This is a genomic window from Streptomyces sp. ISL-43, from assembly GCF_018614195.1.
Lineage (GTDB): Bacteria > Actinomycetota > Actinomycetes > Streptomycetales > Streptomycetaceae > Streptomyces.
Window position 1 is genome coordinate 81,340 of the sequence record NZ_JAGGOT010000055.1, and the last position, 23,444, is coordinate 104,783.

At 71.5% G+C, this 23,444-nt stretch carries 17 protein-coding genes and 1 pseudogene; 11 read left to right on the forward strand and 7 right to left on the reverse strand.

Annotated features, from left to right (window positions below; genetic code table 11):
* The first annotated feature begins 139 nt into the window (after positions 1-139).
* From J7F03_RS29770 to J7F03_RS29780, 3 genes are all read left to right on the forward strand, one after another.
* Positions 140-679: an RNA 2'-phosphotransferase gene (locus J7F03_RS29770; RefSeq protein ID WP_214954889.1), complete on the forward strand. Its 540-nt coding sequence runs from the start codon at positions 140-142 to the stop codon at positions 677-679.
* Positions 680-829: 150 nt separating this feature from the next.
* Complete coding sequence (locus J7F03_RS29775) at positions 830-2,671, forward strand: HSP90 family protein (RefSeq protein WP_214954891.1); 1,842 nt, start codon at positions 830-832, stop codon at positions 2,669-2,671.
* Positions 2,668-5,697 carry a tetratricopeptide repeat protein gene (locus J7F03_RS29780; protein ID WP_214954893.1) on the forward strand — a complete coding sequence of 1,010 codons (3,030 nt, stop codon included), beginning with the start codon at positions 2,668-2,670 and terminating at the stop codon, positions 5,695-5,697. Before J7F03_RS29775 ends, J7F03_RS29780 begins: the two co-directional genes overlap by 4 nt.
* Before the next feature lie 77 nt (positions 5,698-5,774).
* On the opposite strand, the gene J7F03_RS29785 is transcribed toward J7F03_RS29780, so the two are convergent.
* Positions 5,775-6,668: an LLM class flavin-dependent oxidoreductase gene (locus J7F03_RS29785; RefSeq protein ID WP_214954894.1), complete on the reverse strand. Its 894-nt coding sequence runs from the start codon at positions 6,666-6,668 to the stop codon at positions 5,775-5,777.
* A 101-nt stretch (positions 6,669-6,769) separates the two neighbouring features.
* On the opposite strand from J7F03_RS29785, the gene J7F03_RS29790 reads away from it, so the two are divergent.
* Genes J7F03_RS29790 through J7F03_RS29805 form a run of 4 tightly spaced genes read left to right on the forward strand, consistent with a single transcriptional unit; the run spans position 6,770 to position 9,045 of the window.
* Positions 6,770-7,081: a calcium-binding protein gene (locus J7F03_RS29790; protein ID WP_214954896.1), complete on the forward strand. Its 312-nt coding sequence runs from the start codon at positions 6,770-6,772 to the stop codon at positions 7,079-7,081.
* Between the two features lie 37 nt (positions 7,082-7,118).
* The gene (locus J7F03_RS29795; RefSeq protein ID WP_214954898.1) at positions 7,119-8,342 is read left to right on the forward strand and encodes a hypothetical protein; all 1,224 of its coding nucleotides are present in this window, start codon (positions 7,119-7,121) and stop codon (positions 8,340-8,342) included.
* Positions 8,343-8,398: 56 nt separating this feature from the next.
* Positions 8,399-8,647, forward strand: coding sequence for a type II toxin-antitoxin system CcdA family antitoxin (locus J7F03_RS29800; protein WP_214954900.1), 249 nt, complete (start codon positions 8,399-8,401; stop codon positions 8,645-8,647).
* Positions 8,644-9,045: a DNA-binding protein gene (locus J7F03_RS29805; RefSeq protein WP_214954902.1), complete on the forward strand. Its 402-nt coding sequence runs from the start codon at positions 8,644-8,646 to the stop codon at positions 9,043-9,045. Before J7F03_RS29800 ends, J7F03_RS29805 begins: the two co-directional genes overlap by 4 nt.
* Positions 9,046-9,097: 52 nt before the next feature.
* Here the strand turns inward: J7F03_RS29805 and J7F03_RS29810 are convergent.
* Positions 9,098-9,343: pseudogene (locus J7F03_RS29810) on the reverse strand (LLM class flavin-dependent oxidoreductase); the annotation flags it as partial.
* A 401-nt stretch (positions 9,344-9,744) separates the two neighbouring features.
* Here J7F03_RS29810 and J7F03_RS29815 point away from each other — a divergent pair.
* On the forward strand, positions 9,745-10,668 hold the full coding sequence (locus J7F03_RS29815; RefSeq protein ID WP_214954906.1) for a Cof-type HAD-IIB family hydrolase: 924 nt from the start codon (positions 9,745-9,747) through the stop codon (positions 10,666-10,668).
* Between the two features lie 32 nt (positions 10,669-10,700).
* Here J7F03_RS29815 and J7F03_RS29820 read toward each other — a convergent pair whose 3' ends face one another.
* From J7F03_RS29820 to J7F03_RS29835, 4 genes are all read right to left on the reverse strand, one after another.
* Complete coding sequence (locus tag J7F03_RS29820) at positions 10,701-12,449, reverse strand: GAF domain-containing sensor histidine kinase (protein WP_214954908.1); 1,749 nt, start codon at positions 12,447-12,449, stop codon at positions 10,701-10,703.
* Positions 12,450-12,463: 14 nt separating this feature from the next.
* On the reverse strand, positions 12,464-16,063 hold the full coding sequence (gene cydD, locus J7F03_RS29825; RefSeq protein WP_214954910.1) for a thiol reductant ABC exporter subunit CydD: 3,600 nt from the start codon (positions 16,061-16,063) through the stop codon (positions 12,464-12,466).
* A gap of 67 nt (positions 16,064-16,130) precedes the next feature.
* The gene (cydB, locus tag J7F03_RS29830; RefSeq protein WP_214954912.1) at positions 16,131-17,132 is read right to left on the reverse strand and encodes a cytochrome d ubiquinol oxidase subunit II; all 1,002 of its coding nucleotides are present in this window, start codon (positions 17,130-17,132) and stop codon (positions 16,131-16,133) included.
* Between the two features lie 18 nt (positions 17,133-17,150).
* On the reverse strand, positions 17,151-18,656 hold the full coding sequence (locus J7F03_RS29835) for a cytochrome ubiquinol oxidase subunit I (protein ID WP_214954915.1): 1,506 nt from the start codon (positions 18,654-18,656) through the stop codon (positions 17,151-17,153).
* Positions 18,657-18,845: 189 nt separating this feature from the next.
* Here J7F03_RS29835 and J7F03_RS29840 point away from each other — a divergent pair, with 189 nt between their 5' ends.
* The gene (locus J7F03_RS29840; protein WP_374104407.1) at positions 18,846-19,214 is read left to right on the forward strand and encodes a cyclophilin-like fold protein; all 369 of its coding nucleotides are present in this window, start codon (positions 18,846-18,848) and stop codon (positions 19,212-19,214) included.
* Between the two features lie 136 nt (positions 19,215-19,350).
* On the opposite strand, the gene hisC is transcribed toward J7F03_RS29840, so the two are convergent.
* Positions 19,351-20,433, reverse strand: coding sequence for a histidinol-phosphate transaminase (hisC, locus tag J7F03_RS29845; protein ID WP_214954919.1), 1,083 nt, complete (start codon positions 20,431-20,433; stop codon positions 19,351-19,353).
* Positions 20,434-20,795: 362 nt separating this feature from the next.
* Between hisC and J7F03_RS29850 the strand changes: the two genes are divergently transcribed.
* Both J7F03_RS29850 and J7F03_RS29855 read left to right on the forward strand, forming a co-directional pair.
* Positions 20,796-21,911 carry a LacI family DNA-binding transcriptional regulator gene (locus J7F03_RS29850; RefSeq protein WP_214954921.1) on the forward strand — a complete coding sequence of 372 codons (1,116 nt, stop codon included), beginning with the start codon at positions 20,796-20,798 and terminating at the stop codon, positions 21,909-21,911.
* Positions 21,912-22,126: 215 nt separating this feature from the next.
* On the forward strand, positions 22,127-23,428 hold the full coding sequence (locus J7F03_RS29855) for a metallophosphoesterase (RefSeq protein ID WP_308380015.1): 1,302 nt from the start codon (positions 22,127-22,129) through the stop codon (positions 23,426-23,428).
* The last annotated feature ends 16 nt before the right edge of the window (positions 23,429-23,444 follow it).

Consider the following 23,444-nt stretch of genomic DNA (forward strand, 5'->3'; position numbering starts at 1 on the left):
TCATACTTTCTTCCCCCTTGGGTCTCAGCTCAGCGGAAAATGTATTCCGTATCTTGGAAACGCGATAGAGGGAGTCCACGTTCGGAGGGACGGTCGAAAATCCCTGCGCCGGCCCCCGCCGACGCGGCACTCTGGGCGGATGGACGACAGACGCACCGTGAAGGTGTCCAAATACGTCTCGAAACACCTGCGGCATCAGCCGGAACGCATCGGACTGGTGCTCGATCCACAGGGCTGGGTCGAGATCGACGACCTGCTGGGAGCCGCGGCCGCCCACGGTTTCCCCATCAGCCGGGCCGAGCTCGACCACGTCGTCGCCGCCAACGACAAACAGCGCTTCGCCGTCGACGGCACCCGGATCCGGGCCAGCCAGGGCCACACCGTCCCCGTGGACCTGGGCCTGCCGGAGGCCGAACCGCCCGCGCACCTCTACCACGGCACCGTCGCGGGCGCCCTGGACGCGATCCGCGCCGAGGGGCTGCGCCCGATGGCCCGCCACCACGTCCACCTGTCCCCCGACCGGGAGACCGCGACCCGTGTGGGCGCGCGGCGCGGTCGGCCGATCGTCCTCGCCGTGGACGCAGGGGCGATGCGCGCCGCCGGACACGTCTTCCGGATCAGCGCCAACGGGGTGTGGCTGGTGGACTCCGTGCCGCCGCAATTCCTGCGGTTCCAATAGCTCGGAAAGCCGCGGAAGGCCGCGGAAAGCCCGGGAATTCACAGAGGGATTGTCAGATCATCCCCCTACTCTGTTCCTCACTCCGGGATCTGTGAGGGGGGTGCCTCGCGGTCGCCGAACAAGACCCACCAGCACGCGAGGTGACGCACCATGACGTCCGAAGAACCCAACCCGAACACCTTCCAGGTCGATCTGCGCGGCCTGGTCGACCTGCTCTCCCACCACCTCTACTCCAGCCCGCGCGTCTACGTCCGCGAGCTGCTCCAGAACGCCGTCGACGCGGTCACCGCCCGCCACGCCCTGGACCCCGCTGCCGAGATCGGCATCCGCCTGTCGGCCACCGCGAACCGGGTGACCATCGAGGACAGCGGCATCGGCCTGACCGCCGCCGAGGCCCACTCCCTCCTCGCCACCATCGGCCGCAGCTCCAAGCGGGGCGGCGAGCACGGTGTGGAGACCACCCGCCAGGAATTCCTGGGCCAGTTCGGCATCGGCCTGCTCGCCTGCTTCGTCGTCGCCCGCCGGATCCGCGTCGTCACCCGCTCCGCCCGCGACCCCCAGGCCGCCCCCGTCGAATGGCTGGCCACGGACGACGGCTCGTACACCGTCCGCGAACTACCCGCCGACGCCCGCCCGGAGCCCGGTACGACCGTCATCCTGGAGGCCCGGCCGGGCGCCGAGGAATGGATGGTCCCGGCCAAGGTCGAGCAGCTGGCCCGTGACTACGGCTCGCTCCTCCCCTACGACATCACCTTCGACGACGGCTCCGGCGCCGAGCCGCGCCCGGTCACCGACCGGCCCGCCGTATGGGACCGGGCGTTCCCGACCCCCGCGGCCCGCCGCGTCGCGCTCGCCGGGCACTGCGCGGGGCTCTTCGGCTTCACCCCGCTCGACAGCATCGAGCTCGACCTGCCCGTGGCCGGCGTACGCGGAGTCGCGTACGTCCTGCCCGAGCCCACCAGCCCCGCCCACCGGTCCGGACACCGCGTCCACCTCAAGGGCATGCTGCTGACCGACAAGGCCGACAACCTGCTGCCCGACTGGGCGTTCTTCGTCCGCGCAGTCATCGACACCGACACGCTGCGGCCCACCGCCTCCCGCGAGAACCTCTACGACGACGAGACCCTGGCCGCCGTACGCGAGGCCCTCGGCGCCCGCGTCCGCGCCTGGCTCGCCGAGCTCGCCGCGAGCGAACCGGAGCGCCTGGCCGCCTTCCTGAGCGTCCACCACCTCGGGGTGAAATCGCTGGCCCGGCACGACTCCGAGCTGCTCGGCCTGATGCTGCCCTGGCTGCCGTTCGAGACCAGCGACGGTTCGATGAGCCTGGAGGAGTTCGCCGCCGCGCACACCGAGATCCACTTCACGCGCACGGTGGAGGAGTTCCGCCAGATCGCCCCGATCGCGGCGGCCCACGGCCTCGGCGTCATCAACGCCGGCTACACCTACGACGCGGACCTGCTGGCCCTGCTGCCCGCCGTACGGCCGCAGATCAAGGTCAGCGAGCTCGACGCGGGAGCCGTCACCGAACGCCTCGACCCGGTCCCCACCTCCGCCGAACTGTCCCTGGCCCCCTTCCTGGCTACCGCCCGCACCCGGCTGGAACCCCAGAGCTGCGACGTCGTGCTGCGCGCCTTCCAGCCCGTCTCCATCCCCGCGCTCTACCTCGACGACCGCCAGGCCCGTCAGGAACGCGACCGCACCGCCGCCCTCGACAGCGCCGACTCGCTGTGGAGCGGAATCCTCGGCGCGCTGCGCGGCTCCGCGCCACGCGCCCGCCTGGTCCTCAACCACAACAACCCGCTGATCCGCCGGATCGCCGCCCTCCCCGACGAGGCACTGACCGCCACCGCCGTCGAATCGCTGTACGGGCAGGCCCTGCTGATGTCCCAGCGGCCACTGCGCCCCGCCGACGCCACCCTGCTCAACCGGGCCTTCCTCGGGCTCCTGGAATGGGCCACGCACCCCGCAGACACCCAGGAGGACCAGAAGTGAGCACGATGACCGCGGCCGAAGTCCGCCAGGCGCTCTACGACAACCAGTGCCTGCCCAACGGACCCGCGCGCAGCGCGCAGGCGGAGGCCCTGGCCAACGCCGCCGAAGCCTGCGGCGACAGCGGTCTGTTCCGCCAGACACTGCTCAACCAGATCGACGCCTACGAGTACAGCTCCGAGCGGACCCGCATGGTGGTCCCCTTCGCCCGCCTGCTCCAGGAGTACGACCGCGACCCGGGCGGCTTCGACAGTGGCCAGGCCCACTCGTTGTTCTGGCGGTTCAAATGGGTGGCCGGCCAGCTCGTCAGCTCCCCCGAGATCCCCCTGTCCTCGGTCACCGGCTGGCTGGAGGACATGGAGCGGCGCTACCGGCTCGCCGGATACAGCGAGCGCGCGGTGCGCCAGTCCGAGTTCTACCTCGCCGAGGCCACCGGCGACGACGAGCGGGCGGAGCGGGCCGTCAACCGCTGGCAGTCCGCCGACCGCGACGCGATGAGCGACTGCCACGCCTGCGAGACCAACTCCCAGGGCTGGTTCTGGGCGGGCCGCGACGACGACGCGAAGGCCGTCGCCATCTGGGAGCCCGTGCTGGCGGGCAAGCAGAGCTGCCTCGAGGAGCCCCACCGGGTGCTCGCCCGCTCCCTGCTCCCCCTGGTCCGGCTCGGCCGAGGCGCCGAGGCCCGCGCCCACCACCTGCGGGGCTACCGCATGGCGCGGGGCAACGAGAGCCTGCTGCGATCCATCGGTGAGCACATCGAGTTCTGCGCGCTGACCGGCAACGAGGCCCGCGGGCTGGAGATCCTCGCCGAGCACAGCGCCCACCTGGGACCGCTCGTCGACGTCGAGGCGCAGATGCGGTTCTACGGCGGCATCCTCGTGCTGCTGCGCCGCCTCGGCGAACTCGGGCACGGGGCGGACCTGTCCGTCTCCTACGAGGGCGCCGCGCGCACGGTGGACGAGCTCCACGGGATCCTGCGCGAGGACGCCCTGGCGATCGCCCGGCGCTTCGACGAGCGCAACGGCACCACCCGCGTCGGCGACCGGCTCGTCGAACGCATCGGCCGGGCCCCGCTGCTGGACACCCTGCCGCTGGGCGTGCGCAGCTCGGCGCTGCCCCAGGCGGCGTCCGCCCCCGTACGGGAAGCGGCGGCGCCGGCCCCGGCCTCGGGCGGGGGCTTCGCGGAGCTGGTGGAGCGGGCCCGCGCGGCGCGGGATCTCGGACACCCCGGTGCGGACGCGCTGTGGGCCGAGGTGGCCGCACGCCCCGAGGCCGGGGCGGACCCGCTGGTCGCCGCCGATGTGGCGGACCACCGGGCCCTGGCGGCAGCACGGGCCGGGGCCGCCGAGGCCGCGGAACTGCTGGCCGGCGTACGCGAGGACTACCGGGAGCTCGGGCGGGCCGAGCGCGCGGCCCTGGCCGAGCTGCGGCTCGCGACCGTGGCCGCGCAGTCCGGGGCCGGTGCGGGGGAGCTGCGCGAGCTGATCGCGGTCGCCCTGCGCGCCGCCGAGGCGCTGGACGCGGACGAGCCGCTGCGGACCCGGCGGATCGCCTACGCGGAACTGACCTCGATCCGGGTGGAGTCCTACCTGCGCTCGGTCGAGGCGGCCGGGGAACACGAGCACGGACATGACCACGGACACGACCACGGACACGGGCACGACGGGGGACAGGGGCACGGGCACGGCGAACTGGCCGCCGAGCTCCGCGCCTTCGCCGACGCCTACGGGCCCGCCCTGCCGGACGTCGCGGCGGAGGCCGAGGAGATGCTGGGCCGGCTCGCGCTCTCGCAGGGCGATCCGGAGCGGGCCGTGGCCCTGCTCGCCACCTGCACCGACCGGGCGCTCGCGGCGGGCCGGCCCTGGCTGGCCGTGGACCCGCTGGTGCTGCGGGCCGGAATCCTGATGTCGCTGGACCGCCCCGAGGAGGCCGAGGAGGCGGCGCGCGCGGGGCTGGCGCATGCCGCCGAGACCACCGACCCCGAGACGCAGGGCGTCGTACGCCTCACCCTGGCCGACATCCTGCTGCGCCGGGGCGGGGCCGACGCGGAGGCCGCCGGGCACGCCCTGGAAGGGGCGCACTGGTTCGACCAGGCCGGTCTCACCGCCGACGGCGGGGCCCAGGCCCGGCTGCTGCTCGCCCGCTGCCACGCCCGGGAGGGCCGCACGGCCGAGGCGGCCGAGGTGCTGCAGTCGACACTGCCCGACCTGCTGGAGCACGGCGAGGGCCAGGCCGTCTCCGTACGGGAGTTCCTCGGCGATCTGCTGCGCGACCTGAGGGACGCCCGGGGCTCGGCGGAGCAGTACCTGCTGGCGGCGGAGGTGACCAAGGACTGGGAGGACCCGCGTCCACAGGCGCGCTTCGCCCAGGCGGCGGCCAACCGGCTCTCCGAGGCGCGGCTGGTGCCGGAGGCGGTCGCCGCCTACGAGCAGGCCCTCGACCTGCACCGGCGCGCGAAGGACGCGCCGGTCGCCGAGGTCCGGATCCTGCGGTCGCTGGCCTGGCTGGGGCTGCGCGAGAAGGTCACCGACGCGGCGGTGGCGCGGGCCCGGGTGCGGATGGACGAGGCCGTGGAGGTGCTGAGTGCCGCCGTGGCCGAGGCTCCGGACGCGATCGAGACGCGGGCCGAGCTCGCCGAGACCTGGAACCAGCTGGCCCAGATCCTCGACCGGCGGGTCTCCGCGGACGAGGACGACTTCGATGAGGAGGAGGGCGCGGCCGGGGCCCCGGGTCCCGCCGAGCCGCTCGGCGCGGCGGAGCTGGAGGCACTGCAGCTGGAGGAGGTCGCGCTCTGGAACCGGGCCGCCGCCCTCCAGGCCGAGCTGGGTCCGGACCATCTGGAGGCCCGGTACCACTGCGTGAACAACGCCGCCTGGACCGAGCGCGAGCTGGGCCGGCCCGAAGCCGGCGCCGCCCGGTTCCAGGCGCTGATGGACGAGGTGCGGGCGCTGCCCGAGGGCACGGCGCCGGAGTGGCTGCTGCGGGAAGCCGAACGCGCCCGGGACCACCTGCTGCGCGCCTCGTCCTGACGCACTCCCGCGCTGCCCCTCTTCGTCAGGCGGGGCAGCGCGGGCGGCAGCGCCGAGGACCTCCCCCGCGGGTCCGGTCAGCCCAGCTGGGCGAGCCCCTCGGTGGCGATCCGCTCGAAGACCCCCTGGTCGGCGGCGAAGTCGGACTCCGGGATCGGCCAGTGGATCACCAGCTCCGTGAAGCCGAGCTCCTGGTGGCGGCCGGCGAAGTCGACGAAGGCGTCCACGGACTCCAGCGGGCGCCCCCGGTCCGGGGTGAAGCCCGTGAGCAGGACCTTGTCCAGCTCGGCCATGTCCCGGCCGGTGTCCGCGCAGGCCTTGCCGAGCTTGGTGATCTGACCTCGCAGGGCCTCCACCGAGTCCTCCGGGGTGCCTTCTTCGAAGATCTTCGGGTCACCCGTGGTCACCCACGCCTGCCCGTACCGCGCGGCGAGCTTCAGACCGCGCGGGCCGGTCGCGGCGACGGCGAAGGGCAGCCTGGGCCGCTGGGCGCAGCCGGGGATGTTGCGGGCCTCCACGGCCGAGTAGTAGGTGCCCTCCTGCGAGACGTCCGCCTCGGTGAGCAGCCGGTCGAGCAGCGGCAGGAACTCACCGAAACGGTCGGCCCGCTCCTTCGGAGTCCACGCGTCCTGGCCCAGCGCGGTGGCGTCGAAGCCGTTGCCTCCGGCGCCGATGCCGAGGGTGATCCGGCCGCCCGAGATGTCATCGAGGGACATGAGGTCCTTGGCCAGCGTCACCGGATGACGGAAGTTCGGAGACGTGACGAGGGTGCCCAAGCGCATACGCTGCGTCACCGTCGCCGCGGCCGTGAGCGTGGGGATCGCGCCGAACCAAGGCCCGTCCCGGAACGACCGCCACGACAGGTGGTCGTACGTGTATGCGGCGTGGAACCCGAGTTCTTCGGCCCGCCGCCAGATCTTCTGTCCTTCGCCCCACCGGTGGATGGGGAGGATCACCGTGCTCAGACGCATGCCCTAGAAGATACGCGGGCTTTCCGCTGCCACGGATGTGCCAGCGGAACAGATTCAGGAAGCCACGCCGGCATCGCGATGGAGGCCGCTACCGTGGCCCCATGGGCACGCTGGGTAAGGCCGAACTCGAAGCCCTGATCGACGAGGCGATTGTTGATGCCTACAACGAGGACGAGCAGCTGACCGGTCTGTTCACCATGCTTGAGGAGCACCTCGGCCTGCCCTTCACCACTGCGGTTCTCGGCGTCGAGGTAACCGTGCGCGGCATCGACCTCACGCCAGACGGCCGGATCATCGCCCTGTGCTCTCGCGGCGGCATGCGGCAGTCGATCGGAATCCTGGAGCTGCCGTTGCCCACCCCGGCGCCCGAGGGCGCGGAGTGGATCGAGGCATACCGCCACTGGGCCGGTTGAGGCAGGGCACCGCACAGTTCACACGGAACCGGCTTGTATGGAAAGGCTGAACGTGGCCAACGCCGCACAGGGCACGCATCAGGGCGCCGTAGGACCGTCGCTGACCGACCTCATCGAGCGCAGTGCCGAGTTGAAAGGGCAGCTGGTCGCCTTCGCGCAGAGCGCCCGCTTCGACCGGTGGTTGACGCCCCTCCTGCTGGAGGCCGCGGGGCCAGAGCGGCAGTTGGATGAGGGCGCGGCGATCCGTATCACCGACCACTTCATCCTGCGGTACCGCCTGCCGGACGGTTCGACCGTGGTGGACCGGTTCGTCGCCGGACGGAGGGACTTGACCGCGGTCGACCGGGAGATGCTGCTCGGCTGGCGAGACCCGGTCGAGGGCATCTTCGAGATACAGCGCAAGAAGGGGGATGCCGTCGTCCTGTTGAACCTGGTCGACGACCTGGAGTACCGCACGTACTCGAATGTCGGGCGGGCGGCGTTCCGTGGAGTGTCCAAGGGAGCATTCCTCCACACTTGCCTGGTACCCGTCCACTCGGCCGACGGGGCGTGGCTGGTATCCGGGGCGATGTCGAGCTACCCCAAGTCCAGCGCCACCGAGATCGCCCAGGCGGCGCTCGAACTGGCCACCAGCCAACCCGAGCTGGTCTTCCGTAACCCCGAGAAGATCGAGCAGGGATGGCAGCGGATGCGGGAGGACCGGGCCGCCTTCGTCACGTTCTGCGGCAGCGACGAACTGGTCCTTCGGCCTGCCGAAGCCGAGGACCGCCTCAACGCCTACTACCGCCACCGCCAGGAGGCCGCCGTCGCCGGACAGCCCGGCCGTGCCCGGGGCCGGCGGCTCCCCGGCCTGGACCTGCCCTTCTTCGAACTGCCGCGAGAACTGGCGGACTCGGACACCATCGGTGTCATCTATGACCAGGTCGACGGGCTCAACTTCTACTCGGACTACGGGATGCTGCGGGACCTCTTCACTGACCCGGCCCTCGCGGGTCGCGGGCAGCACCAGGACCTGCTGCGCACGTACCTGCGCGAGGAGTCGATCGCGCCGCTGCCGATCCGCCGACTGGCCGCCGCCCACCCGGCGACCGCTGACCTGGTGTTCCGAAAGCTCCTGCGGAAGCCCGGATTCACCTGGAGCGAGCACGGTGAGACGCTGCTGCGCCGACGCAAGCCCTGGTACTACGAGAACGAGCCGCGCCCTGGTGTCTCCGTGATCGGCGACCGTCTGGGTGAGCTGCTCCGTGGCGCGCGGCGCTGAGAGCCTGTGCGCGGAAGCCCCGACGGCCGACACGCATACCGCAGTATGCTGCATCTATGGCTGATACGACCCGCATCACGGTCACCCTGCCCACTGAGCAGGTGGCGGAGCTGAAGAAGCTCACGGACAACGTCTCCGGGTACGTGGCAGAGGCGGTGGCCCGCCAGATCCGGCACCAGTTGCTCGGCGAGGAACTGCGCCGCTACGAGGAGGAGCACGGCGCGTTCACTGAGGAGGAGCTTGCTGCCGCACAGGCAAGGATCTTCGGCTCGGCCGAACCTGAGAGCACGGCGAACGCCGCGTGAGCGGGCGCGTTGAGACCGTCGTACTGGACTCCCAGGGAGTATCCGCCTGGATCTCGCAGGACCGCAGCGTGCTCGCGATGATCCGGTCCTTCCACTCCATGGCAGCCGATCTGGTGGTCTGCGCCAACACCATCGTGGAGGTCGTGCACGCACGGGTGAACACCCCACGGCTGAACTGGGTGCTCTCGCAGGTCAAGATCGAGGCGGTCACCGAGCAGGCCGCACGAGCGTCGGCCGAGTTGCTGAAGCAGGCCAGCCTGCACGGCCACAAGTATGCGATCGATGCGACCGTCGCCGAGATGGCGCTCCGCCGGCCGGGACCCGTGGCGATGCTCACCTCGGACGTCGACGACATGGCCAAACTCTGTGGCAGCCGAGTCCGGCTCATCGCGATCTGAGCCAGGACGAGGCCCAGCCGATCTCAACAAGCGCTTTCGCAGGTCAACATGCGATAGGCGAACGAGGGTTGACTGACGTGACGAGGGTGCCCAGACGCAGGCGCTCCGTTGCCGTCGCGGCGGCCGTGAGCGTCGGCAGCGCGCCGAACCACGGCCCGTCCCGGAAGGTCCGCCAGGACAGGTGGTCGTAGGTGTAAGCGGCGTGGAACCCCAGTTCCTCGGCCCGCTGCCAGCGGTCGCGTCCGCCTTCGTGCCAGCGGTGGACGGGAAGGATCACGGTGCTCAGGCGCAGAGTCATGCCCCGAGCCCACGACCGCCGCCCGGGCTCTCGTCACGCCGCGCACCGGGTGCGCCCTCGCCACGGCACGAGCGGAACCGGGCGTACGCATCGCCGGCCAGGATCTCGCCCACCCGGACCGGTTCGCGCTCCGGACGGGCGGCGCCCACCCGTTCACAGACCGCGCAGAGCGCCATCCAGAGGCTCGCGACCCACTTCGCGTGCGGGCCGCCGCAGGCGTCACAGTCCGACTTCCGGGCTGAAGGGATGAGCACGGCGCCCCCCGTGTGACGTCGTCGGAACCGGCGAGGAAATCCTTCCACCCACCACTGACAACCATGTGGCGATGTTTCACGTGAAACATCGCCCCCCGGCCCCCTGAGGCATGAGCCGTGTTTCACGTGAAACATCGCCCCGGCGGCATGCGCGAAGATGGACGCGTGACCTCGGCTCCCCAGCGCCCGGACGGGCCCACCCCCACCTCCCGGCCCACCCCCATCCCCCGGCTCATCGCCACCGATCTCGACGGCACCCTGCTGCGCGACGACAAAACCGTCTCGAGCCGCACGGTCGCCGCACTCGCCGCCGCCGAGGAGGCGGGCATCGCGGTGTTCTTCGTGACCGGACGGCCGGCCCGCTGGATGGGCGTGGTCAGCGACCACGTACAGGGCCACGGCCTCGCGATCTGCGCGAACGGCGCCGCCGTCGTCGATCTGCACGCCATCGGTCCGGTCCCCACCGGCCGGGAGTTCGTACAGGTCAGGCCGCTGCCCCGGATCACGGCGCTCAAGGTGGTGGAGGCCCTGCGGGCCGCCGCCCCCGGCACCTCCTTCGCCGTGGAACTGACCACCGGCATCAATTACGAGCCGGCCTACCCGCCCTTCTTCCAGGACCCGGGTGCCAACGTCGCCACCGCCGAGCAGCTGCTCGACGAGGCCAGGGACGACGACTCGGCGCCCGTCCTCAAGGTGCTCGCCCACCACGCCGAGCTGGCTCCGGACGAGTTCCTGGCGCTGGCCCGCTCCACCGCCGGCGCGTACGCCTCGATCACCCGCTCCAGCCCGACCTCCCTGCTGGAGATCAGCGGTCCGGATGTCTCCAAGGCCAGCACCCTGGCGCTGTGCTGCGAGGAGCGCGGTATCTCGCCGGCCGAGGTGGTCGCCTTCGGAGACATGCCGAACGACGTGGAGATGCTCACCTGGGCGGGCACCTCGTACGCGATGGGCAACGCCCATCCGGATGTGATCGCGGCCGCGTCGGGCCGTACGGTCGCCAACAACGAGGACGGCGTCGCCCTCGTCATCGAGCGCATCCTGGCCGAACGGGCCGCCCGCGCCCGGCCGTAGCGCGACACCAGGGCCCGGGCCCTGAGCGGTGTCTAGAGCGGGGCCTCCCACACCAGGGTGGTCCCGCCGCCCTCCTCGCCGAGGCCGGGGCCGTACGAGCTGGCGCCGCCGAGCGACTCCGCCCGCCGGCGCAGGTTCCGCAGCCCGCTGCGCCGCCCGCCCTCCGCGATGCCCACGCCGTCGTCGGCGACCTCCAGCCGGACCCCGGGCCGGCCGTCGGCCAGGGTGACGGTGGAGTCGAGCACCACCTCGATCCGGGACGCCTCCGAGTGCCGGAAGGCGTTGGACAGGGCCTCGCGCAGGGCGGCGATCAGGTTCTTCCCGACCAGCTCGCCGACAACCGCGTCGATCGGCCCGAGGAAGCGGTGCGCGGGCTTGAAGCCCAGCGGCACGGCAGCCATGTTGATCTCCCGCAACACCCGGGTGCGCAGACCCGACGGGGCCTCCGCCGGTCCCTGCTGGAGCGCGAAGATCGCGGTGCGGATCTCCTGGATCGTCACGTCGAGCTCGTCCACGGCCTTGCCGACTCCGTCGCGCACCTCGGGCACGATGGACCGGCGCTGTGCGCCTTCCAGCATCATCCCGGTGGCGAAGAGCCGCTGGATGACGAGGTCGTGCAGATCGCGGGCGATCCGGTCGCGGTCCTCGAAGACCGCGAGGCGCTCCCGGTCGCGCTGCGCCTCCGCCATCATCAGCGCCAGCGCCGCCTGGGAGGCGAACTGCGTGGCCAGGGTCCGCTCGGCCTCGCTGAACGGCCGCTTGCCGCGTGCCCGGGGCGTGACGAGCGCGCCCAGCACCCGGCCGCCGCTGTGCAGGGGCAGCATCATGCAGGCCCCGTACTGGCTGGTGAGCCGGCTGATCATGCGCGGGTCCGAGGAGACGTCGTCCACGAAGACCGGCTCGCCCTCCAGCAGCCGCGCCACCACGGGGCTCTCGGCCGGGATGACGACGCCGAGCGAGGTGGCCGGGTTCTCCGCGGAGACCGCGACGATCTCCATCCCGCCGTCCTCGGCCGGCAGCATCACGATCCCGGCGGCCGAGTCGGCGAGCCGGCGGGCCTGTTCGGCGACGACCGCGAGCGCGTCGTCCGCGTCCCCGCCCGACAGCAGGGCGGTGGTGACGGCGACCGAGCCGTCGATCCAGCGCTCGCGCTGGGTGGCGGCCTCGTAGAGGCGGGCGTTGCCGATGGCGATGCCCGCCTCGGTGGCCAGCACCCGGACCATGTGGACGTCGTAGTCGTTGAACTCGCCGCCGCCGTTCTTCTCGGCGAGGTAGAGATTGCCGAAGATCTCGCCCTGCACCCGGATCGGAACGCCGAGGAAGGTCTTCATGGGCGGGTGGTTCTCGGGGAAGCCCGCCGCGCGCGGATCCTTGCTCAGATCGCCGAGGCGCACCGTGTCGGGGTGCGAGATCAGCGCGCCGAGCAGTCCGCGCTTCCCGTCCGGGCGGTGTCCGATCTTCTTCGCCAGCGCGTCGCTGATGCCGAAGGTGACGAAGTCCGAGAGTCCCCGGCCCTCGGTGTCGACGACGCCGATGGCCGCGTAGCGGGCGCCCGCGAGCTCGGCGGCCGTCTCGCAGATCCGGTCCAGCGTGGAGTGCAGTTCGAGGCCGGTACCGACCGACCGCATGGCCTCAAGCAGCTGCGGCACCCGGGCCGTGAGCTCGGTGGACAGCCCCTGGAGACTCCAGGTGGCGGCAGTCGCGGCCTCCAGCGCGTCGGGCTGTTGCGGCGAGGGCTCCGGAGACGACTCGGGCGATTCCTGGGACTGCTGCGCTGACATGGTCTTGAGAGTAGTTAGTCCGGTTTGGTGAGGAAAGTCGAGAGTGAGGAAAGCCGAGGCCGGGGGAATCCGGCCATGGTCCCCTCCGCTTCCCGCTCCCGCTCCAGAAGCCTCCGCAGCGGCCCCGGGTCGGCGGCCAGCTCCGCGTACGCACCGCGCTGGACGACCGCTCCGCGGTCCAGCACGAGCACCTCGTCGACCTCCTCCAGACCGGCCAGCCGGTGCGTGATCAGCACGGTGGTGCGGCCCTCGGTCGCGGCCAGCAGATCCGCCGTCAGCGCGTCGGCCGTCGCCAGGTCCAAGTGCTCGGCCGGCTCGTCCAGCACGAGGACCGGGAAGTCCGCGAGCAGCGCCCGCGCCAGCGCGAGGCGCTGTCGCTGGCCGCCGGAGATCCGCTCGCCGTACTCGCCGACCAGCGTGTCCAGCCCCTCCGGGAGCCCGTCGGCCCACTCCAGCAGCCGGGCCGCCGCGAGCGCCTCCCGCAGCTGCGCCTCGCTCGCCCCGGGCCGGGCCAGGCGCAGATTCTCCCGTACCGAACTGTCGAAGATGTGCGCGTCCTGGGCGCACAGGCCCACGACCCGGCGCACGTCGTCGCCGTCGAGGGCGCGCGCGTCGGTCCCGCCCAGGGTGTACGAGCCCTCGTGCTGGTCCAGGAAGCGCAGCAGGACCTGCGCCAGCGTGGTCTTGCCGGATCCCGAGGGGCCGACGACCGCGATCCGACGGCCCGCCTCCAGGGTCAGGTCGAGCCCGCACAGCGCGTCACGCTCCTGCCCGGGGTGGCGGGCGGCGAGGCCGGCCAGCCGCAGCGGGAAGGGCGAGGCGGGCAGCGGCAGCGGCCGCTCCGGCTCGGCGACGGGGACGGGAGCGTCGATGACCTCGTAGACCCGCTCGGCGCTGCGGCGGACCCGCTGGCGGTACTGGACCGCCTGCGGAAGCCCGGCGACGGCCTCGAACGCGGCGAGCGGGGTCAGGACGACCACGGCCATGGCGACCCCGGACAGCCGGCCTCCGGCGACGGCGTTCGCGCCGACGGCGGCGGCGCACACCACGGTCAGTCCGCACACCAGCGCGGACAGCCCGCTCCCGAGTCCGGTGACGGCGGCCGCGCGGGCGGCGATCCCGGTCAGCGTGCGGTCGCTGTCCTTCGCGGCCGCCTTCCGGCCGCCCAGCGCGCCGGCGACGGTCAGTTCGGCGGTTCCGGTGAGCAGATCGGCCACGCGGGTGGCGAGCTCGCCCCGGGCGGGCGCGAGACGGCGCTCGGTGCGGTGCGCGCAGACCGCGCTGAGGAGCGGCACCCCGACCCCGGCGACGAGCAGCCCCACGGCGAGGACGGCCCCGGCCCCGGGCAGCAGCCAGGCCGTGAAGGCCACCGAGCCGGTCGCGACAAGCACGGCGGTGCCGACGGGCAGCAGCCAGCGCAGCCAGTAGTCCTGCAGGGCGTCGGCGTCGGCCACCAGCCGGGTCAGCAGGTCGCCGCGCCGCTGCGCGCGCAGCCCGGCGGGCGCGATGCGCTCCAGCCGGCGGTACACCGCGACGCGCAGGTCGGCGAGCATCCGCAGCACCGCGTCGTGGGAGACGAGCCGCTCCGCGTACCGGAAGACGGCACGCCCCATGCCGAAGGCGCGCGTGGCGGTGACGGCCACCATCAGGTAGAGCACGGGGGGCTGTTCGGAGGCCCGCGAGATCAGCCATCCGGAGACGGCCATCAGCCCGACGCTGCACCCGACGGCCAGCGCCCCGAGCAACAGCCCGAGCCTGAACCGCCCCTGCCAGGCCTTGGCCACCCCGCGCACCCGCCCGAGCGGATCCTGCCCGCCGGCCTCGGCCGCGTCCGTGCCGTCGGGCCGCTCCGCGGCCGTCCCGAGGATCCACTCCCCGGGATCGCGCGGTCCGGCTCCCGGCCCGGCCCCGGGCGGCCCGGCCGCGCCTTCGCCCGCGGGGGCGGGAAGGGGCACGGTGGGGGAGAGCCCCGCGGGGCCCGCCTCTACCCGTACGACGCGGTCGGCCACCGCCAGCAGCGCCGGCCGGTGCACCACCAGCAGCACGGTCCGGCCGACCGCGAGCCTGCGTACGGCGTCCACGACGGCCGCCTCGGTCTCGCCGTCCAGCGCCGCCGTCGGCTCGTCCAGCAACAGCACCGGCCGGTCCGCCAGGAAAGCCCGCGCCAGCGCGAGGCGCTGCCGCTGCCCGGCGGAGAGGCCGGCCCCGCCCTCGCCGAGCGACGTCTGCGCGCCGCGCGGCAGGGCCCGTACGAACTCCCATGCCCCGGCATCCTCCAGCGCGGCGCTCACTTCGGCGTCGGCCGCCCCCGGCCTGGCCAGCCGGACGTTCTCCGCGATCGTCCCGGCGAACAGGTGCGGCCGCTGCGGCACCCACGCGATCCGCTCCCGCCACTGCTCGGCCGACAGCCCGGCCAGGTCCGTGCCGTCGATCCGCACCCGGCCCGCACTCGGCGTCACGAACCCCAGCAGCACCTGCAGCAGCGTGGACTTGCCCGCCCCGCTCGGCCCGGTGAGGGCCACGCATTCGCCCGGTCCGACGGACAGCGAGACCGGCGCGGGGGAGTCCTCGCCCCGGCCCTCGTACCGGACCGCCACCCCGTCGAGCTCGATCCGCAGCCCCGAAGCGGGCACGGCGGCCGTCCCGCCCGACGCGGCGAGCGGGGTCTCCAGCACCTCGAAGATCTCTTCCGCGGCGGCCAGACCCTCCGCCGCCGCGTGGTACTGCGCACCCACCTGGCGCAGCGGCAGGTACGCCTCGGGCGCCAGGACCAGGATGACCAGCCCGGTGTACAGGTCCAGCTCCCCGTGGACCAGCCGCATGCCGATGGTCACGGCGACCAGCGCCACCGACAGGGTCGCCAGCAGTTCGAGCGCGAACGACGACAGGAACGCGATGCGCAGCGTGCGCATCGTCGCCTGCCGGTAGTCATCGGTGATCTTGCGGATCGATTCCGCCTGCGCCTTCGCCCTGCCGAAGACCTTCAGGGTCGGCAGGCCGGCCACCACGTCGAGGAAGTGCCCCGACAGCCGCGACAGCAGCCGCCACTGGCGGTCCATCCGGGACTGGGTGGCCATCCCGATCAGGATCATGAAGAGCGGGATCAGCGGCAGTGTGACCACGATGATGGCCGCCGACACCCAGTCCTCGGTGACGATCCGGGCGAGCACCGCCACGGGGACCACGATCGCGAGCCCCAGTTGGGGCAGATAGCGGGAGAAGTAGTCGTCGAGCGCATCCACGCCCCGGGTGGCCAGGGCCACGAGGGACCCCGTCCCCCGGCCGCTCAGCCAGCCGGGGCCGAGGTCCGCGGCCCGCTCCAGCAGCCGGCCCCGCAGCTCCGACTTGACCGCCGCGCTCGCCCGGTGCGCGGCCAGCTCCGTCAGCCAGGCGACCAGGCCCCGGCCGAGCGCCACCGCCGCGAGCAGCAGCAGCGGGGTCCGCAGGGCCTCGCCGTCCAGGCCGTCCTCGAAGGCGCCGACCACGATCTCGGCGATCAGCATCGCCTGGCCGACGACCAGCCCCGCCCCGGCGAGCCCGAGGGCCACCACCGCCCCCAGGAAGAGGCGGGTGGAACGGGCGTACCGAAGCAGGCGCGGGTCGATCGGTTTCACGTGAAACATCCCCCAGGCGGAGTCAGTCGGGGCCGGGCAAGCCGATCGGACTCGGTGCGCGTCGGACTCAGTGCGCGTCGGCGATGTGCTGGGTGCCGATGCGCTTGCGGAACACCCAGTAGGTCCAGGTCTGGTAGAGCAGGACGAGCGGGGTCGCCACCGCCGCGAGCCAGGTCATGATCTTCAGGGTGTACGGGCTGGACGAGGCGTTGGTGACCGTGAGGCTCCAGGCGTCGTTCAGCGAGGACGGCATGACGTTCGGGAAGAGCGTCAGGAACAGCATCGCGACGGCGGCCGCGATGGTGACGCCCGACAGGGCGAACGCCCAGCCTTCCCGCCCCTTGAAGTTGAAGCCGAGGGCCCCGAGCAGTGCCAGGACCGCGACGGTCATCACGACGAGGCTCCAGCCGTCGCCCCGCGAGACCTGGGTCCAGATCAGGAAGACGAGCGCCAGGACGGCGGTCACCACCCCGAGCCGGGCGGCCAGCTTGCGCGAGCGGTCCCGTATGTCACCGACCGTCTTGAGCGAGGTGAACACCGCGCCGTGGAAGGTGAACAGGGTGAGGGTGACCAGGCCGCCGAGGATCGAGTAGACGTTGAGCAGGTCGAAGAAGCTTCCGACGTACTCCTTGTGCTCGTCGATCTTCACGCCGCGCGCGATGTTGGCGAAGGCCACGCCCCACAGGAACGCGGGGATCAGCGAGGTCCAGAAGATCGCTTGTTCCCAGTTGGTCTGCCACTTGTCCTCGGGCCGCTTGTGCCGGTACTCGAAGGCGACGCCGCGGATGATGAGGCAGACCAGGATGATCAGGAGCGGTAGGTAGAAGCCGGAGAAGAGGGTGGCGTACCACTCGGGGAAGGCGGCGAAGGTCGCGCCGCCGGCCGTGAGCAGCCAGACCTCGTTGCCGTCCCACACGGGCCCGATCGTGTTGATCAGGACCCGCTTCTCCTTGCGGTCGCGGGCGAGCAGCTTGGTCAGTACGCCGACTCCGAAGTCGAAGCCCTCCAGGAAGAAGTAGCCGATCCACAGGACGGCGATGAGCACGAACCAGACGTCGTGAAGTTGCATGGTGTGGTCTCCTCAGCCTCAGTAAGAGAAGGCCATCGGCCGGTCGGAGTTCTTGTCGTCCCCGCCGATCTTGGTGGGCGGGTTGAGGTCGGCCTCGGTGAGCTCCGGCGGGCCGGCCTTGACGTACTTCAGGAGGAGCCTGACCTCGATCACGGCGAGCACGGCGTAGAGCAGCGTGAAGCCGATCATCGAGGTGAGCACCTCGCCCTGGGAGACGCTCGGCGAGACCGCGTCCCTCGTGCGCAGGACCCCGTAGACCACCCAGGGCTGGCGGCCCATCTCCGTGAAGATCCAGCCCCAGGAGTTGGCGATCAGCGGGAAGCCCATGGTCCAGAGGGCGACGAGCCAGTACAGCCGGGAGAACTTCGGGTTCAGCGCCTTCTTGAAGAGGACCAGGTGCGGGACCTCGTCCTCGCCGGTGCGCAGCCCCGGCGGCAGCAAGAACTTCTTGCGGGTCAGCCACAGCCCCAGCGCACCCACGCTGAGCGAGGCCATGCCGAAGCCGATCATCCAGCGGAAGCCCCAGTAGGCGACGGGGATGTTCGGCCGGTAGTCGCCCGGCCCGAACTTCTCCTGCTCGGCCTTGTTGATGTCGTTGATGCCGGGGACGAAGGAGGTGAAGTCGTCGTTGGCCAGGAAGGACAGCAGTCCCGGGATCTCTATGGCGACCTTGTTGTGGCCCTTCTCGACATCGCCGTAGGCGAAGAGGGAGAAGGGCGCCGGCGCCTCGCCGTCCCAGAGCGCCTCGGCGGCGGCCATCTTCATCGGCTGCTGCTTGAACATCACCTTGCCGAGCAGGTCTCCGCTGATGGCGGTTCCCAGACCCGCGATGACCATGACGACCAGGCCGAGCCTGAGCGAGGTCCGCATGACGGTTACGTGCTTCTTGCGGGCGAGGTGGAAGGCCGCGACGCCGACCATGAACGCGCCGCCGACCAGGAAGGCCGCCGTCATGGTGTGGAAGAACTGGTTCAGCGCGGTGTTCTGGGTGAGCACCAGCCAGAAGTCGGTGAGCTCGGCCCGGCCGCGCTCCTCGTTCATCCGGTAGCCGACCGGGTGCTGCATCCAGGAGTTGGCCGCGAGGATGAAGTACGCGGAGAGGATGGTGCCCATCGAGACCATCCAGATGCAGGCCAGGTGGACCTTCTTCGGCAGCTTGTCCCATCCGAAGATCCACAGGCCGATGAAGGTGGACTCGAAGAAGAAGGCGATGAGCGCCTCGAAGGCCAGTGGGGCTCCGAAGATGTCACCGACGAACCGCGAGTAGTCGGACCAGTTCATACCGAACTGGAACTCCTGGACGATGCCGGTGACGACACCCATCGCGATGTTGATCAGGAAGAGCTTGCCCCAGAACTTGGTGGCCTTGAGGTACTTCTCCTTTTCCGAACGCACCCAGGCCGTCTGCAAGATCGCGACGAGCGCGGCCAGCGAGATCGTCAAGGGGACGAAGAGGAAGTGGTAGACGGTGGTTATACCGAACTGCCATCGCGCCAGGGTCTCTGGTGCCAGAGCTAGTTCCACGTCGTCGTCTCCTTCGTTTCGTCGTGGTCACAGCTGCACTTTGCCTCTTGTGTCCCACTCAATCCGGGAGGAAGCAGGACACGCTTGTGAACGCGTTCACATTCACAAGCATTATGTCGCACTGCTCCCGGCGTCTTTCAGGGGGGGTCCCCCTAGCGAATAAATTCAACAGATTGTTGAATGCGATCCATGAAGATTCGAATCTCCTGGCCCTCCGGCCACCTGACCGCGACCCTCGACGACACCCCGACCGCCAAGGCGCTCTCCGAGGCACTGCCGATCTCCGCGTCCGCCAACACCTGGGGCGAGGAGGTCTATTTCGACACCGGCGTCTCCGTGTCGCTGGAGGACGACGCCCGGCAGGTCGTCGAGCCGGGCACCGTCGCGTTCTGGACCGAGGGGGACGCGCTCGCGCTGCCCTACGGTCCGACGCCCATCTCCCGCGGTGGCGAGAGCCGCCTGGCGAGCCCGTGCAACGTGCTCGGCTCGTTCGACGGCGACCCCCGCCTGCTGTCCACCGTCCGCGACGGCGATCCGATCCGCGTGGAACTGGCATAGGTGGAAGCGGCCTGGGTGGAAGCGGCCTGGGTGGAACCGGCCTGGGCACTGGCCGCAAGACCCGGCCGGCGACCCCGGCCCGAATCCCGGCGAATCCCGGCGAACCCCGACCGGGAGACCCGGCCGGGGAGCCCGGCTAGAACTCCTTGAAGAAGGCCGCCGCGGCGTGCAGGAAGAGATCGTTCGCCTCGGACTCGCCGATCGTGACCCGCAGGCCCTCGCCCGCGAAGGGCCGGACCACCACTCCGGCCTTCTCGCAGGCCGCCGCGAAGTCGGCGGTCCGCTCCCCGAGCCGCATCCACACGAAGTTGGCCTGCGTCTCGGGCACGACCGTCCAGCCCTGGGCGAGCAGCGTCCCGTAGACCCGGGTGCGCTCGCTGACCAGCGAGCCGACCCGGCCCATCAGCTCGTCCTCGGCGCGCAGCGAGGCGACCGCCGCGTCCTGGGCGAGCTGGCTGACGCCGAAGGGCACCGCCGTCTTGCGCAGCGCCGCGGCCACCGGCTCGTGTGCGACGGCGAAGCCCACGCGCAGGCCGGCGAGCCCGTACGCCTTGGAGAACGTGCGCAGCACCGCGACGTTCGGGCGGTTGCGGTAGAGCTCGATGCCGTCCGGCACCTCGACGTCGCGGACGAACTCCTTGTACGCCTCGTCGAGGACGATCAGGATGTCGGAGGGCACCCGGTCCAGGAACCGCTCCAGCTCGGCGCGGCGCACGGCGGTGCCGGTCGGGTTGTTCGGGTTGCAGACGAAGATCAGCCGGGTGCGTTCGGTGATCGCCTCGAACATCGCGTCCAGGTCGTGCACGTCGCCGTCGGTCAACGGGACCTGGACGGACGTCGCACCGGAGATCTGCGTGATGATCGGATAAGCCTCGAAAGACCGCCAGGCGTAGATGACCTCGTCGCCGGGACCCGCGGTCGACTGGATCAGCGACTGGGCGACCCCGACCGATCCGGTGCCGGTGGCGATGTGCTCGACCGGGACCCCGAACCGATCCGCGAGCTCGTTCGACAGGCCCGTGCACGCCATGTCCGGGTAGCGGTTGAACTGGCCGGCCGCCGCGACCACGCTCTCCAGCACCCCAGGCAGGGGCGGGTACGGGTTCTCGTTCGAGGACAGCTTGAACGCCACGGGACCGCCCGCCGCGGCGGGCCTCCCGGGCTTGTAGGTGGGGATGCCGTCCAGCTCGGCGCGCAGCCTCGGGCTCTTCTCGCTCACCGCAGGTCCTCCTCGACCGTCCCGTACGACGTCACCGTCGACTCAATACTCCTCACCTTATGAGGATTCCGTCCATCCGAGAACGGCAGGCGCCAGGAATGCGGGAGAGCGCACGCATATATGCGTGCGCCGGTGGCCTGCGCCGTGGCGCGCGTCCCTCGTACAGGTGAGTTGAGACCGGCCCGAGAGCCCTCCGTTTTGGCATGCTCGGGCCCGACGACAAGTGCACCCGACACTCTCTGCAACCAAAAACCTTTGTTTCCAAGGTCATTGGGGGTGGCGAACCATGCAGAATCGTGCCTGTCAACGCCTGCATATGCACCCGGACCACCCGGCCCACCGCGCCCTACTATCGGCTCGCCATGACAGCAGCAGGGAAGCATCAGGTGAGCCGGACCGAGACCACCCGGCGGGCCGCCGGCCGACAAGGCCGGGCCGGCATCAGGGACGTGGCCGCCGCGGCGGGCGTCTCGATCACGACCGTCTCCGACGCGCTCAATGGCAAGGGGCGCCTTCCGGACGCCACCCGCCGCCACGTTCGCGAAGTCGCAGACCGGCTGGGCTACCGCCCCTCCGCGGCGGCCCGCACCCTCCGTACCGGCAAGTCGGGCCTCATCGGCCTGACCGTGACGACGTACGGGGATGAACCTTTCACCTTCACCGAATTCGCGTACTTCGCCGAGATGGCCAGAGCCGCCACCTCCGCCGCGCTCGCCCGCGGCTACGCCCTCGTCATCCTCCCCGCCACCTCCCGACACGACGTCTGGTCCAACGTGGCCCTCGACGGCACCGTCGTCATCGACCCCTCCGACCACGATCCCGTCGTCACCGAACTGGTCCGCCAGGGCCTGCCCGTGGTCTCCGACGGCCGCCCGGCCGGCTCGCTCCCCGTCACCGCCTGGGTCGACAACGATCACGAGGCCGCCGTACTGGGCCTCCTCGACCACCTCGCAGCCGCCGGCGCCCGCCGCATCGGGCTGCTGACCGGCACCACCACCGACACCTACACCCGGCTCTCCACCACCGCGTACCTGCGCTGGTGCGAGCGCGTGGGCCAGGATCCCGTCTACGAGTCCTACCCCGCCCACGACCCGTGCGCCGGCGCCGTCGCCGCCGACCGGCTGCTCGCCCGGCCCGACCGGCCCGATGCCGTGTACGGGCTCTTCGACCCCAACGGCACCGACCTGCTGGCCGCCGCCCGGCGCTACGGCCTGCGTGTTCCCGAGGATCTGCTGCTCGTGTGCTGCAGTGAATCCACCGTGTACGCCAACACCGAACCGCCCATCACCACCCTGTCCCTCAAACCGCGCCGCATCGGCACCGCCGTCGTACAGCTCCTCATCGACGCCATCGAGGGCGTCGACACGGGTGGCCCCGTCGAACAGGTCATCCCGACCGAGTTGATCATCCGCACCTCCTCCCAGCGCAGGCAGCCCCGTACGACCGTCAGCCCGCCCCGTTCCCCGGCCCAGGACTGACCACCACGCCGGCTCCTCGGCAGGGCCGCCGGCCCCGCCGAGGATTTCTGCAACACCGATATCGGAAGAAATCGGTAGGAACGATCGGCTCCGCACAGGATTCACCACCCCTGGTGCGTCACAGAGCGCGAGCCGCATTCCTATGATGGGCGCACGACATCACGGACCCTCCGCCCCGGAGGCAGGAAGGTCCGCAGGTGTACGGCAGCGCGACGGTGGTGGAGGGGTCGATGACTCAGGGGGCCGGTCAGGGACCCGCGGTGCGGACGGACACCGAGCGGGACTTCCGGTTGCCAGTCGCCGAACCAGCCCCATATGCCGTGACCGTGGCGGCCATCGGGCTTCCCGGTGACGCGCCCGTCTACGGCGAGTACCCCGCGTACTACGACGGGAGCCCGTCCCCCGTCCCCGCGCAGCACGCGTACGGCTACCGGTACGAGAGTCCCGCGCGGCCGGCCGCGCAGCACGGCTCCGGTCACGAAGACCCGTACGGCTCCGGTCACGAAGCCGCGTACGGCACGGGCAGCGGTGAACCCGTGCGCGCCATGGGCCACGCCGCCGAGGAGGGCGAGCCCGACGAGGGCTACACCCCGACGCGGCGGGACCTGCCCGTCATCGGGCGCGGCTCCGTCGGCGGCCCCGGCGACACCGTCCAGGTCCAGTACGTGCCCCAGGACGCCACGGCGGACGGCCCGGGTCCGCTCTACGTCGTCGGCGACGTCCACGGCTACCTCGGCGAGCTCGTCACCGAGCTCCAGGCCCAGGGCCTCATCGACGCCGACCTCAACTGGTCCGCCGGCAACGCCCGGCTCTGGTTCCTCGGCGACTTCACCGACCGCGGACCCGACGGCATCGGCGTCATCGACCTCGTCATGCGGCTCTCCGCCGAGGCCGCGGCCGCCGGCGGCTACTGCAAGGCCCTCATGGGCAACCACGAGCTGCTCCTCATCGGCGCCAAGCGGTTCGGCGACACCCCCGTCGTCTCCGGCGCCGGCACCGCGACCTTCCAGGCCGCCTGGCTCCTCAACGGCGGCCAGCGCACCGACATGGAGCGCCTCCAGGACGTCCACCTGCAGTGGATGTCCCGGCTGGACGCGGCCGTCCTGGTGGAGGACCACCTGCTCCTGCATTCCGACACCACCGCCTACCGCGACTACGGCGACTCGGTCGAGGACGTCAACGACACCATCCACGAGCTGCTCAACCGCAACGACGCCGACATCACCTGGGACCTGTTCCGCAAGTTCACCAAGCGCTTCGCCTTCCGGGACGAGGAGAGCGGCCCGGCGGCCGTACGCGAGCTCCTCGGCGCCTACGGCGGCAGCCGCGTCGTGCACGGCCACAGCCCCATCCCGTACCTGCTGGGCGAGGTGGGCACCGAGGACGGCGACGAATCGCGCGGCCCGGAGGCCGTGGTGGGCCCGCACGTCTACGCGGAAGGCCTGGCCATCGCGATGGACGGCGGCGTGACGATGGCGGGCAAGCTGCTCGTCGTACAACTCCCGCTGAACGACTAGTGCTGCTCCGCGGAAG